9 protein-coding genes and 7 tRNA genes are annotated in these 12,673 nt (G+C 56.8%); 1 reads left to right on the forward strand and 15 read right to left on the reverse strand.

The genetic code is table 11. The annotated features are described in order from the left end of the window. Positions 1-208 precede the first annotated feature (208 nt). The 5 genes from lnt to miaB form a co-directional block, all read right to left on the reverse strand. Positions 209-1,735 carry an apolipoprotein N-acyltransferase gene (gene lnt, locus C1Y42_RS01455; RefSeq protein WP_104092692.1) on the reverse strand — a complete coding sequence of 509 codons (1,527 nt, stop codon included), beginning with the start codon at positions 1,733-1,735 and terminating at the stop codon, positions 209-211. Between the two features lie 4 nt (positions 1,736-1,739). Continuing rightward, positions 1,740-2,621: a CNNM family magnesium/cobalt transport protein CorC gene (gene corC, locus C1Y42_RS01460; RefSeq protein WP_021508571.1), complete on the reverse strand. Its 882-nt coding sequence runs from the start codon at positions 2,619-2,621 to the stop codon at positions 1,740-1,742. Between the two features lie 82 nt (positions 2,622-2,703). Then, entirely contained in the window at positions 2,704-3,177 is a 474-nt protein-coding gene (gene ybeY / locus C1Y42_RS01465; RefSeq protein WP_010616134.1) for an rRNA maturation RNase YbeY, read from the reverse strand. Then, positions 3,174-4,247, reverse strand: coding sequence for a PhoH family protein (locus C1Y42_RS01470; protein WP_058757893.1), 1,074 nt, complete (start codon positions 4,245-4,247; stop codon positions 3,174-3,176). Before C1Y42_RS01470 ends, ybeY begins: the two co-directional genes overlap by 4 nt. Positions 4,248-4,452: 205 nt before the next feature. Beyond that, positions 4,453-5,877, reverse strand: a complete 1,425-nt coding sequence (gene miaB, locus C1Y42_RS01475; RefSeq protein WP_021508568.1) for a tRNA (N6-isopentenyl adenosine(37)-C2)-methylthiotransferase MiaB — start codon at positions 5,875-5,877, stop codon at positions 4,453-4,455. Positions 5,878-6,486: 609 nt separating this feature from the next. Here miaB and ubiF point away from each other — a divergent pair. Continuing rightward, on the forward strand, positions 6,487-7,659 hold the full coding sequence (gene ubiF / locus C1Y42_RS01480) for a 3-demethoxyubiquinol 3-hydroxylase (RefSeq protein WP_104092693.1): 1,173 nt from the start codon (positions 6,487-6,489) through the stop codon (positions 7,657-7,659). 106 nt (positions 7,660-7,765) lie between these two features. Here the strand turns inward: ubiF and C1Y42_RS01485 are convergent. The 10 genes from C1Y42_RS01485 to C1Y42_RS01530 all read right to left on the reverse strand — a co-directional run bounded on the left by C1Y42_RS01485 (position 7,766) and on the right by C1Y42_RS01530 (position 12,668). Next, positions 7,766-7,840: transfer RNA gene (locus C1Y42_RS01485), tRNA-Gln, on the reverse strand. 28 nt (positions 7,841-7,868) lie between these two features. After that, a tRNA-Gln gene (locus C1Y42_RS01490) sits at positions 7,869-7,943 on the reverse strand. A 7-nt stretch (positions 7,944-7,950) separates the two neighbouring features. Then, a tRNA-Met gene (locus C1Y42_RS01495) sits at positions 7,951-8,027 on the reverse strand. Between the two features lie 29 nt (positions 8,028-8,056). Continuing rightward, positions 8,057-8,131, reverse strand: a tRNA-Gln gene (locus C1Y42_RS01500). Between the two features lie 34 nt (positions 8,132-8,165). Further along, positions 8,166-8,240 (reverse strand) — tRNA-Gln (locus C1Y42_RS01505). A gap of 21 nt (positions 8,241-8,261) precedes the next feature. Beyond that, a tRNA-Leu gene (locus tag C1Y42_RS01510) sits at positions 8,262-8,346 on the reverse strand. Positions 8,347-8,353: 7 nt separating this feature from the next. Next, a tRNA-Met gene (locus tag C1Y42_RS01515) sits at positions 8,354-8,430 on the reverse strand. Positions 8,431-8,646: 216 nt separating this feature from the next. Further along, positions 8,647-10,314: an asparagine synthase B gene (asnB, locus tag C1Y42_RS01520; protein WP_104092694.1), complete on the reverse strand. Its 1,668-nt coding sequence runs from the start codon at positions 10,312-10,314 to the stop codon at positions 8,647-8,649. Between the two features lie 339 nt (positions 10,315-10,653). Then, positions 10,654-11,406 (reverse strand): HAD-IIA family hydrolase, encoded by a 753-nt coding sequence (locus tag C1Y42_RS01525; protein ID WP_021508565.1) that lies wholly within the window; start codon positions 11,404-11,406, stop codon positions 10,654-10,656. Between the two features lie 41 nt (positions 11,407-11,447). After that, positions 11,448-12,668 carry an N-acetylglucosamine repressor gene (locus tag C1Y42_RS01530; RefSeq protein ID WP_058757890.1) on the reverse strand — a complete coding sequence of 407 codons (1,221 nt, stop codon included), beginning with the start codon at positions 12,666-12,668 and terminating at the stop codon, positions 11,448-11,450. Between the last annotated feature and the right edge of the window lie 5 nt (positions 12,669-12,673).

Consider the following 12,673-nt stretch of genomic DNA (forward strand, 5'->3'; position numbering starts at 1 on the left):
GTGCCAGATAATGGTGCGCAAACAGGGCATTACGCTGACAAATCACCGATGTTGCTAAAACCACTGAAATAATTAGCAATGATCGTGCCAGTACGCGGAGAGCGAGCAAAAAGGCAGCAGAAAGTGGCGGTGACTAAGGAGAAAGGGAGCGGAAAACTGCGCAGAAAAAAGGCGAAGCCTGCGCTTCGCCTGGTGAGAGGGCGGGATATCAGGCGCGGCGGCGTAAAATCGCCAGCACGATGCCCGCCAGCGTCAGCAGCCATACCGGCCAGATACCGACGCGTGCATACGGCGTTTCCCCGCTGGCAGGCGTGACTGTTGCGCTCAGCACTTCGCGGGTGAACTGCGGGATGATGTTCTCCACGTCTCCCTGCGCATTCACCACTGCGGTAACACCGTTGTTGGTTGAGCGCAGCAGCGGGCGACCCAGCTCCAGCGCACGCATGCGCGCCATCTGGAAATGCTGCCACGGACCAATCGAATGACCGAACCAGGCATCGTTCGACACCGTCAGCAGGAAGTTGGTGTCCGGACGGAAGTTGGCGCGCACCTGTTCGCCCAGCACGATCTCATAGCAAATTGCGCTGGTGAGGTTGTAGCCCGCCACTTTCAGCTGCGGCTGCAGGTAGGCGCCACGGCTGAACGAGGACATCGGCAGGTCGAAGAACGGAGCCAGCGGACGCAGCAGACCTTCCAGCGGTACAAACTCGCCAAACGGCACCAGATGGTTTTTCTGGTAACGGTTGCGGCTCTGATAGCTGTAAGGCTGCGCGCCACCCAGCACAATTACCGAGTTGTAATCGTGATAGCGGTTGTCGCTCTCAACGCGCGAATCAACAATGCCGGTGATCAGCGTGCTGCCACGCGCGCGCAGTTCGTCATCCAGCGCATGCAGAAACGGCTGCTGATTACTCTCCAGATCGGTAATTGCCGACTCCGGCCAGATGATGATTGGCGCTTTGCCGATAAACGGCTTGCTGTATGCGGTATAGACGCGCAGCGTGGTCAGCAGCTGCTGCGGATCCCACTTCATTGACTGCGGAATATTGCCCTGCACCATCGCCACATTGACGCTGCGCTGCGGCAGCGGCTGATACCACTGCAGCATCCGCAGTGGCCACGGCAGCAGCAGCAGCGCGACGGCGATAATCAGGTTTTTCACGCTGCGGTGGTAGCAGGCCGAGGCCAGCATGCCGGCAATCACCATCAGCAGGAAGGTGATGGTTTCCACGCCAGCCAGCGGCGCCAGGCCTTTCAGCGGCCCATCGATCTGGCTGTAGCCAAACTGCAGCCATGGAAAGCCGGTCAGCACCCAGCCGCGCAGAAACTCGGTGATCTGCCACAGCGCCGGTGCCGCCAGCGCCATGCGCCACAGCGTGGCCCGCGGCCAGAAGCGGTTCAGCAGCAGGGCAAACAGCAGCGGGTAGAGCGCCAGATAGGCGGCGAGCAGCACCACGAGGAACACATTGACCGGGCCGGGCATGCCGCCAAACGTCGCAATGCTGACGTACACCCAGTTGATGCCGCTGCCGAACAGGCCAAAGCCCCAGGCAAAACCGATGCCTGCCGCCTGCGCGCTGCGGCGATCCAGCAACAGCAGCTGCAAACCGGCCAGAGAGAGCAGGGCGGCGGGCCAGAAATCATACGGGGAAAAGGAAAGGGTGCCCGCGGCACCCAGAATTAATGCCAGCAGCAGGCGAACCCGCTGCTGCGAGTAGAGAGAGGCTAATGCCATAAAATTATTCGTCTTCCAGTTGCGGTTGCGGAGAGTCTTCCGGAATTTTCACATGCACCTGGATGATACGGCGGCTGTCAGCCATCGCAACTTTGAATTGGTAACCCTCAATGTCGATGCTTTCACCGCGCGCCGGCAGATGGCCGAATCCCTGCATCACCAGACCGCCAATGGTATCGACTTCGTCATCACTGAAATCGCTACCAAATACCTCATTGAAATCCTCAATCGGCGTCAGCGCACGCACCGTATAGGTGTGGCGATTGAGCTGGCGGATATCGCGATCTTCTTCGTCGTCATATTCGTCTTCAATTTCGCCGACGATCAGCTCCAGGATATCTTCGATGGTCACCAGTCCGGAGACACCACCGAACTCATCAATGACGATCGCCATATGATAGCGCTGCGAGCGGAACTCTTTGAGCATGCGATCGACGCGCTTGCTCTCAGGCACCACCACGACCGGGCGCAGCACTTTTTCCATGCTGAATGGCTCGGCGCTGCTGCTCATAAACGGCAGCAGATCTTTCGCCATCAGAATGCCTTCAACATGGTCTTTATCTTCGCTGATTACCGGGAAGCGCGAGTGGGCAGATTCAATAATCACTGCCAGGCACTCTTCAAGGCTCTGGTTGCGCTTCAGGGTTATCATCTGCGAGCGCGGGATCATGATGTCGCGCACGCGCTGTTCGGCAATATCCAGCACCCCTTCCAGCATGTCGCGGGTGTCCTGGTCGATCAGCTCTTTTTGCTCAGAATCGCGGATCAGCCCCAGCAGTTCGTCACGGTTTTTGGGTTCGCCGTGGAAAAGCTGATTGATTAACAGGGAGAAAAAACCCTTTTTACTACTGGGTGCGTCGTTGTTTTGAGAATGGTCGTCGCTCATGGCGTTTTTATTTAGTTCTCTCGAATGAGGGAAAGGAACTGCCGGCATCCTCGCCAGCAGCGCAATGTCCTGAACCGGCGGTTCAGGCGTCTTCTTTTTCCGAAATGTACGGATCGGGATAGCCAAGAGCAAGCATTATCTCGGTCTCGAGCGCTTCCATCTCTTCAGCTTCCTCGTCTTCAATATGGTCATAACCCAGCAGATGCAGCGTGCCGTGAACCACCATGTGTGCCCAGTGCGCTTCAGGGCTTTTGCCCTGCTCGGCCGCTTCCTGCTCAACAACCTGACGACAAATAATCAGGTCGCCCAGCAGCGGCAGCTCAATGCCCGGCGGTGCTTCGAACGGAAACGACAGCACATTAGTCGGCTTATCTTTGCCGCGATAAGTCAGATTAAGCTCATGACTCTCCGCTTCATCGACCAGCCGTATCGTGACTTCGCTCTCAGGCTGAAACGGCGTGACCGCCGCCTCCAGCCAGCGCTGAAACGCCGCTTCTGCGGGCAGGCCGTTTTCATCGGCACACGCCAGCTGCAAATCTAAAATCACCGTGCTCATGAAGGCTCCTGCGGCGTCGGCTGGCTGGCAGTTTGTGCCGCCTGCGCCTCACGCTTACGCTCTTCCGCCAGTTTATCACGGCGTTTCTGGTCCGCTTCTTCCCAGGCTTCATAAGCATTAACAATGCGTGCGACCACCGGATGACGTACCACGTCTTCGCTGTGGAAAAAGTTGAAGCTGATCTCTTCCACGTTGGCCAGCACTTCAATGGCGTGGCGCAGACCGGATTTGGTGCTGCGCGGCAGGTCAATCTGCGTCACGTCACCGGTAATCACCGCTTTAGAGTTGAAGCCGATACGCGTCAGGAACATTTTCATCTGTTCGATGGTGGTGTTCTGGCTCTCATCGAGAATCACGAACGCGTCGTTCAGCGTACGGCCGCGCATGTAGGCCAGCGGCGCGACTTCAATCACGTTGCGCTCCATCAGCTTCTCGACGCGCTCGAAGCCCAGCATTTCAAACAGGGCGTCATACAGCGGACGCAGGTAAGGATCGACTTTCTGACTGAGATCGCCGGGCAGGAAGCCGAGCTTTTCGCCGGCTTCGACCGCCGGACGCGTCAGCAGAATACGACGAATCTCCTGCCGCTCCAGCGCATCCACCGCGGCGGCGACCGCCAGATAGGTTTTCCCGGTCCCGGCCGGCCCAATGCCGAAGGTGATGTCGTGATCGAGAATATTGGCGATGTACTGCGCCTGGTTTGGCGTACGCGGTTTAATTACGCCGCGCTTGGTCTTGATGTTTACCGCTTTACCGTACTCCGGCACGCTGTCGGCCGTCTGTTCCAGCACGCGACTCTCTTTGATCGCCAGATGGATCTGATCCGGTTCAATGTCCGGGATCTGGCCGCGCACCGGCGCGGTATCAACGTACAGCGAACGCAGAATATTGGCGGCCGCCTCGACACTCAGCGCGCGGCCAACCAGCTTAAACAGGTTGTCGCGGCGATTGATCTCAATGCCCAGACGGCGCTCCAGCTGTTTAACGTTGTCATCAAACGGACCGCACAGGCTCATCAGTCGACGATTGTCTGCCGGTTCAAGGGCGATTTCACGAGTTTCGATATTCAAATGAATCCTTTGGGTCACTCAGGGCCAGTTGAAAGAAATAGCAGATACCGTACGCCAGGCGTCAGCATCTTTACGGAATTATTTATGGGGTCGCGCCCGGGCGCAAGCTTCAGGGGAGATATTTGGGCGGCAGCTGCGGAAAGCAAGGGCTGCGGGATGAAACAGGCGACAGCGCGTTGTGCGCTGTCGCTCAGTAATCGCGGTCTCAAGGTTGATACAGGCCCACGCCGATCTCATCCTCTTTACGCGTACGCGCAATCACCGATGCCGGACTCTCCGCGACGCGCAGGCCCATCTCCTCTTCGGTGCGAACCACGACGCCACGCAGCGAATTGGTATAAACATCGACGATTTCGACATCAACAAATTTACCGATCATGCGCACGTCGCCTTCAAAGTTGACCACGCGGTTGTTTTCGGTACGGCCGGTCAGCTCCATCACATTCTTACGTGAGGTGCCTTCCACCAGAATACGCTGAACGGTACCAAGCATGCGGCGGCTCCATGCCATCGCCTGCTGATTGATGCGATCCTGCAAAATGTACAAACGCTGCTTCTTCTCCTCTTCCGGCACGTCGTCCGGCAGATCGGCCGCCGGCGTACCCGGACGCGCCGAATAGATAAAGCTGAAGCTGGTGTCGAAATTAACTTCGCCGATCAGCTTCATGGTCTGCTCGAAATCCTGCTGGGTTTCGCCCGGGAAGCCAATGATGAAATCTGAACTGATCTGGATATCCGGGCGCGCGGCCACCAGCTTGCGGATAATCGCTTTGTACTCCAGCGCAGTGTGCGCTCGCTTCATCAGCGTCAGAATACGATCGGCACCGCTCTGCACTGGCAGGTGCAGGAAGCTCACCAGCTCCGGCGTATCACGATAAACGTCGATGATGTCGTCCGTGAACTCAATAGGATGGCTGGTGGTGAAACGAATCCGGTCAATTCCGTCTATCGCGGCCACCAGACGCAGCAGCTCGGCAAAGGTACAAATCTGGTCGTCAAAGGTCGCGCCACGATAGGCGTTAACATTCTGCCCCAGCAGATTCACTTCACGCACGCCCTGCGCCGCCAGCTGGGCAACTTCCAGCAGAATGTCATCGCAAGGACGGCTCACTTCCTCGCCGCGCGTATAAGGCACCACGCAGAAAGTGCAATATTTATTGCAGCCTTCCATGATCGAGACAAAAGCCGTCGGCCCTTCAGCGCGTGGCTCCGGCAGGCGATCAAACTTTTCGATTTCCGGGAACGAGACGTCAACAATCGGGCTTTTGCTGCCGCGCACCTGATTAATCATCTCCGGCAGACGATGCAGCGTCTGCGGGCCAAAAACGATGTCCACGCACTGCGCGCGCTGGCGAATTTTATCGCCCTCCTGCGAAGCCACGCAGCCGCCCACGCCAATAATCAGCTCAGGATTTTTCGCCTTGAGCTTCTTCCAGCGTCCCAGCAAGTGAAACACTTTTTCCTGCGCCTTCTCACGGATGGAGCAGGTATTCAGCAGCAGAACGTCTGCGTCTTCGGCTTCCTCCGTCAGGGTATAGCCGTGCGTGCTGTTCAGTAGGTCAGCCATCTTCGATGAATCATATTCGTTCATCTGACAGCCCCAGGTTTTGATATGCAGTTTTTTGGTCATTGAACTAGCCATTGATTCTGAGCAGAGAAGTGCAGGGCGCGTATTGTAATGCTTTGGCGCGGGTGTGACCAGCATGCCCGTCATACTTCGCACGCCAGGTGCGTTGGCTGCGCGCGGCTCCCCCGGTCACTTACTGATGTAAGCTCCCGGGGAGATCCTTGCTTGCCGCCTTCCCGGCGCACGAATTATTTAGGACATGATGCCCGGTTATATTTCACGCGACAGGTGCGTTGGCTGCGCGCAGCTCCCCCGGTCACTTACTGATGTAAGCTCCCGGGGAGATCCTTGCCTGCCGCCTTCCTGGCGCACGAATTATTTAGGGCATGATGCCCGGTTATATTTCACACGCCAGGTGCGTTGGCTGCGCGCGGCTCTCCCGGTCACTTACTGATGTAAGCTCCCGGGATGATCCTTGCTTGCCGCCTTCCCGGCGCACGAATTATTTTGGGCATGATGCCCGGTTATATTTCACGCGACAGGTGCGTTAAACATGCACGGCTGAAGCACAAGGTTAGCAGGGCTTTTCTGCTGGTGCGGTAAATTTCCGGTACACTTTGCCACATAGAGTGCTGCCGCAAGGCGTCACGGCAATCAGAAGGATAAGAGTCAATGCAGGATTCACAGTTTGATGTGGTGGTGGTGGGCGGCGGCATGGTCGGTGCCGCGCTGGCCTGTGGTCTGGCGCAGCAGCAGTTTCGCGTGGCGGTGATTGAGCGTGCCGAGCCGGCCGCGTTTGACGCCAGCCTGGCGCCGGATATACGTATCTCCGCCATTGGTGCGTCATCGGTGGCGCTGCTGCGCCAGCTCAATGTCTGGCCGCGTGTCCAGGCGATGCGCTGCGCGCCCTACCGCAAGCTGGAAACCTGGGAGTGGCAAAGCGCACACGTCACCTTCGACGCGGCTGCACTGGGCATTCCCGAGCTGGGCTATATGGTGGAAAACAGCGTGCTGCAGCGCGCGCTGTGGGAGCAGATGCAGCAGGATGGCGTAACGTTGCTGTGCCCGGCCTCACTGCAGGCGTTACAGGCGCACAGCGGCGGCTGGCAGCTGCAGCTGGATGACGGGAGCACGCTGGATAGCCAGCTGGTGGTGGGGGCCGATGGCGCTAATTCGCGCGTGCGACAGCTGGCGGGTATCGGCGTGCGCGGCTGGAACTATGCACAATCCTGCATGCTAATCAGCGTTGAGTGTGAACACGAGGCCGGCGATGCCACCTGGCAGCAATTTACGCCGGATGGACCGCGCGCGTTTCTGCCGCTGTTCGATCGTCACGCTTCGCTGGTGTGGTACGACGCGCCGGCGCGGATCCGTCAGCTGCAAAATCTGCCGCTCAGCCAGCTGGCCAAAGAAGTACAGGCCAACTTCCCGGCGCGTGTCGGCCGCTTCCAGGTAAAGAACGCGGCGTCGTTTCCACTGGTGCGCCGCCATGCCACACGCTACGTGCTGCCGGGCCTGGCGCTGGTCGGTGATGCTGCACACACCATCAATCCGCTGGCCGGGCAAGGGGTTAATCTCGGCTACCGCGATGTGGATGCGTTGATTGATACGCTGGTGGACGCGCGCAGTCAGGCGCAGCGCTGGTCATCGCTGCCGGTTCTGCAGCGTTATCACCGTCAGCGCTACAAAGATAATTTGCTGATGCAGGGTGGTATGGATCTGTTCTACTTCGCCTTTAGCAACGCGCTGCCGCCGCTGCGTGTGGTGCGTAACCTTGGACTGATTGCGGCAGAGAATGCTGGCGTGCTCAAGCGTCAGGTGCTGCGTTACGCGCTGGGGTTGTAAACACACCGGGCGCCGCAATTGTGGCGGCGTCATTTGTTGTATAAGGCGTGAAATTCAGGAACGACAAAAACAACAAAGCCCGCAAAAGCGGGCCTGTTGTGCAATTTGGCTGGGGTGCAGGGATTCGAACCCCGGAATGCCGGAATCAGAATCCGGTGCCTTACCGCTTGGCGACACCCCAATAGGTGTTTGGTCAAATTGTCTTTGTATGGCTGGGGTGCAGGGATTCGAACCCCGGAATGGTGGAATCAGAATCCACTGCCTTACCGCTTGGCGACACCCCAATTTGTTTGGTGGCTACGACGGGAATCGAACCTGTGACCCCATCATTATGAGTGATGTGCTCTAACCGACTGAGCTACGTAGCCAGATTGTACTGCTTTACTGCGCCCGATGATGGCTGGGATACCTGGATTCGAACCAGGGAATGCCGGTATCAAAAACCGGTGCCTTACCGCTTGGCGATATCCCATTCGTCGACTCGTATCCACGAGAGTGCATCGGATTGGCTGGGGTACCTGGATTCGAACCAGGGAATGCCGGTATCAAAAACCGGTGCCTTACCGCTTGGCGATACCCCATCCGGCTGCCGAAGACTGAAATGGTGCGGGAGGCGAGACTTGAACTCGCACACCTTGCGGCGCCAGAACCTAAATCTGGTGCGTCTACCAATTTCGCCACTCCCGCAAAAAGATGGTGGCTACGACGGGAATCGAACCTGTGACCCCATCATTATGAGTGATGTGCTCTAACCAACTGAGCTACGTAGCCATCTTTTTTCGCGTTACCTTCATCGGCGTTGCGGGGCGCATTATGCGTATTGAGCTTTGTAGCGTCAACAAATTTTTTGCCGTTTTTTGCCTTAACGCGCCTGTTTGTCTGGCTTGTAACCAGGCTGATGATTTATTCGGCAATTTTCGATCGTATCCGCGTCAGATGCAAGAAAAAGGGGCCACAATGGGCCCCTTATACGCATAAAGAAAATGCTTATTTGTACGCTGACTGATGCACGCCTACCGCACGGCCAGACGGATCGTCCATCGATTTAAACGCTTCATCCCACTCAATGGCTTTCGCTGACGAACAGGCCACGGATGGACCGCCCGGAACGCACTCTGCTGCGCTTGGCAGTGGGAACAGCTTCTCAAAGATTTCGCGATACAGATACGCTTCTTTCGAGGTTGGCGTGTTGTGCGGGAAGCGGAAATGTGCGGTCGCCAGCTGCTGCTCGCTAATCTGCTTCGCCGCCACTTCTTTCAGCGTGTCAATCCAGCTGTAGCCTACGCCATCAGAGAACTGCTCTTTCTGACGCCACGCCACGCTCTCCGGCAGGTAAGAGGAGAAACACTCACGCAGAATGTGTTTTTCCATTTTGCCGTTGCTGCCGCACATTTTGTCTTCCGGGTTGATACGCATCGCGACATCAAGGAATTTCTTATCAAGGAACGGCACGCGTGCTTCCACGCCCCACGCCGACATCGCTTTGTTAGCGCGCGCGCAGTCAAACATGTGCAGTGCCAGCAGCTTACGCACGTTTTCTTCGTGGAACTCCTGAGCGTTCGGTGCTTTATGGAAGTAGAGGTAACCACCAAACACTTCATCCGCACCTTCACCGGAAAGCACCATTTTGATGCCCATCGCTTTGATTTTACGCGACATCAGATACATTGGCGTCGACGCACGAATGGTGGTCACATCGTAGGTTTCGATGTGGTAAATCACATCGCGGATCGCATCCAGACCTTCCTGCACGGTGAAATGAATTTCATGGTGCACGGTACCGAGGTGATCGGCCACCGCCTGCGCCGCTTTCAGATCCGGCGATCCTTCCAGACCGACGGCAAACGAGTGCAGCTGCGGCCACCACGCATCGCTCTTGTCCTGATCTTCCACACGTTTGGCGGCATAGCGCTTGGTCACCGCAGAGATGATGGAAGAATCGAGTCCGCCGGACAGCAGCACGCCGTACGGTACGTCTGACATCAGGTGACTCTTCACTGACTCTTCCAGCGCGTGCTTCAGGCCAGCGGCATCGGTGGTGTTTTGCGCCACGGCTGCAAAATCCATCCAGTCACGCTGCCAGTAACGACGGATTTCGCCATCGGTGCTGGAGAGGTAGCTTCCCGGCGGGAATTCTTTGATGCTGCGGCACACCGGCACCAGCGCTTTCATTTCAGAAGCAACATACAGGTTGCCGTGCTCATCGTTGCCCATATAGAGCGGAATAATACCGATGTGATCGCGGCCAATCAGATACTGCTGTTTGACGCTGTCCCACAGAATGAAGGCGAACATGCCCTGCAGGTCGTCGAGGAAGTCGAGGCCTTTTTCCTGATACAGCGCGAGGATGACTTCGCAGTCTGAACCCGTCTGGAACGCGTAGCGATCGCTCAGTTCCGCGCGCAGCGCCTGGTGGTTATAAATTTCGCCGTTAACAGCCAGTACGTGGGTGTGATCCGCGTTGTACAGCGGCTGGGCGCCGTTGTTCACGTCAACGATGGACAGGCGCTCGTGCACCAGAATGGCTTTCTCATCAGCGAAGACGCCTGACCAGTCCGGGCCGCGGTGACGCATCAGACGGGAACATTCCAGCGCTTTCTTGCGCAGTTCAACAGGATCGGTCTTCAGATCCAGCACACCAAAAATCGAACACATAACTGACTCCTGATCTCACCCTGTGGCGATGTTATTGACTTGTTTGTCCGGCAGACTGCGCTGCGTGATGTATAAGAAAATGCGCTAATTGATAGTGGTAACGCAAGCGAAATCACCAAATACTGATAAAAAGATTGTTGGTGTGAAGTAATGTTGAATTTTATTCAAAAATTTAACTATTAAATTAGATGGTGTCTAATGAATTGTCAGAAGTGATGGTTTTGTGCGCAACCGATGAGGCCGCGTCAGCGGCTGAATCACAGCGCTATGCCAGACACATAAAAAAGCCCTGCACACCGTAACGGCGAGCAGGGCCATAAGCAGACAGCATGACGCGAATCAGAACAGGTCGATATCAGCCACGGAAGGGTAGATCCAGTCCGGACGGAACGGCATGGCGTCGATATCGCTCAGCGTAGAGACGCCGGACAGCACCAGAATGGTTTCCAGACCGGCCTGGAAGCCAGCCAGAATATCGGTGCGCAGGTTATCGCCCACAATCACCGTCTCTTCTGAATGCGCATGCATTTTATTCAGTGCGGCGCGCATGATGTAAGGGCTGGGCTTACCGACATAAAACGGTTTGCGGCCGGAAATGGTTTCGATACCGGCACAGAGCGCGCCACAGGCCGGCACAAAGCCGCGTGCGTGGGTATCAGGATTGGTCGCGATAAAACGCGCACCGTTAGCCACAAAGAAGGCGGCTTTATGCATCATTTCCCAGTTAAACGATCGCGTCTCGCCGACGATGACGAAATCCGGGTTGACGTCAGTGATGGTAAAACCGGCCTTATACAATTCATGAATCAGCGCGCCTTCACCAATCACGTAGGCTTTTTTGCCCTCCTGACGACGCAGGAAATCCGCGGTGGCCATGGCGGAGGTGTAAAACACCGAATCCGGGATGTCGACGCCGGCGTTGGCAAAGCGGTTGGCCAGATCCTGCGCAGTTTGTGATGGATAGTTGGTCAGTACCACCAGCGGCATCTCTTTTTCCAGAATGCGCTGCAGGAATTCGTTTGCGCCTTTCACGGCGGTATTGTCGTGCATCAACACGCCGTCGATGTCACAGATTACGCTTTTGATGGTCATAGGTGGCTTCCGGTCGGGCCTGCCAGCCGGCAGGCTTTCTATTATTCTTCCAGCAGGTGCTGCAGCAGAATGCCATTCAGCATAGCGCGTTTTGCCAGCGCGAAAGCGCCAATTGCCGAGCGATGGTCCAGTTCAGACCGCACCACGGGCAGATTTTTGCGAAACGCGTTTAACGCCTGGGTGTTAATGCAGCCCTCAATCGCCGGGAACAGCACTTTGTCGGCATCGGTAATTTCGCCGGCCAGCACCACTTTTTGCGGGTTAAACAGGTTAATGGCGATAGCGATCGCTTTGCCGAGATAGCGGCCAACGTACTCGATCACTTCGCAGGCCAGCGCGTCGCCCTGATTGGCGGCGCGGCAGATTTGCGGCATCTGGCAATCATCCAGCGTCAGGCTGCTGGGATAACCCTGATTGAGCAGGTGGCGCACGCGGTTCTCAATCGCGCCGTTGGCGGCGATGGTTTCGAGGCAGCCAAAGTTGCCACAGTGGCAGCGTTCGCCGAGCGGATCGACCTGAATATGGCCAATCTCACCCACGTTGCCATTGCTGCCGAGAAAAATGTGGCCGTTAGCGATGATGCCGGCACCGGTTCCGCGGTGTAAACGCACCAGAATGGAGTCCGCACAGTCGCGACTTGCACCGAAATAGTGCTCAGCCAGCGCCAGGCTGCGGATATCGTGCCCGACAAAACTGGTGACGTTAAAGCGTTTTTTCAGGCTCGCCACCAGCGGCCAGTGGCTGACGGCGATATGCGGCATGTAGCGAATGATGCCGTTAATCGGGTCGACCAGCCCCGGCAGGATCACCGCGATAGCGATCAGCTCATGAATTTTACGCTGGTGCGTGCTCATAAAGGCACTGATGGCGTTGAACAGCGCGTTCTCCAGCGTCTCCTGGGTGCGCTCCGGCAGCGGATAATCTTCCTGCGCCAGCGATTTTCCGCTGAGATCGAACAGCGTCAGCGTGGCATCGTTGCGCCCCAGGCGCACGCCGATGGTATGAAAATGGCGGGTTTCGGTGATGATGGAGATGGCGCGGCGCCCACCGGTGGAGGCCTGTTGCTCCACCTCTTTGATGAGGCCGCGTTCGATAAGCTGACGGGTAATTTTGGTGACGCTGGCGGGCGCAAGCTGGCTGAGTTCGGCAATCTGAATACGCGAAATCGGCCCCTGTTGATCAATCAGCCGGTAAACAGCTGCACTGTTAAGTTGTTTGACAAGATCGACATTTCCTATTTGAGTCTGGCCGCCAGTGGTCATTCAGT

The organism is Pantoea sp. ICBG 985 (assembly GCF_002928365.1).
Classification (GTDB): domain Bacteria; phylum Pseudomonadota; class Gammaproteobacteria; order Enterobacterales; family Enterobacteriaceae; genus Pantoea; species Pantoea dispersa.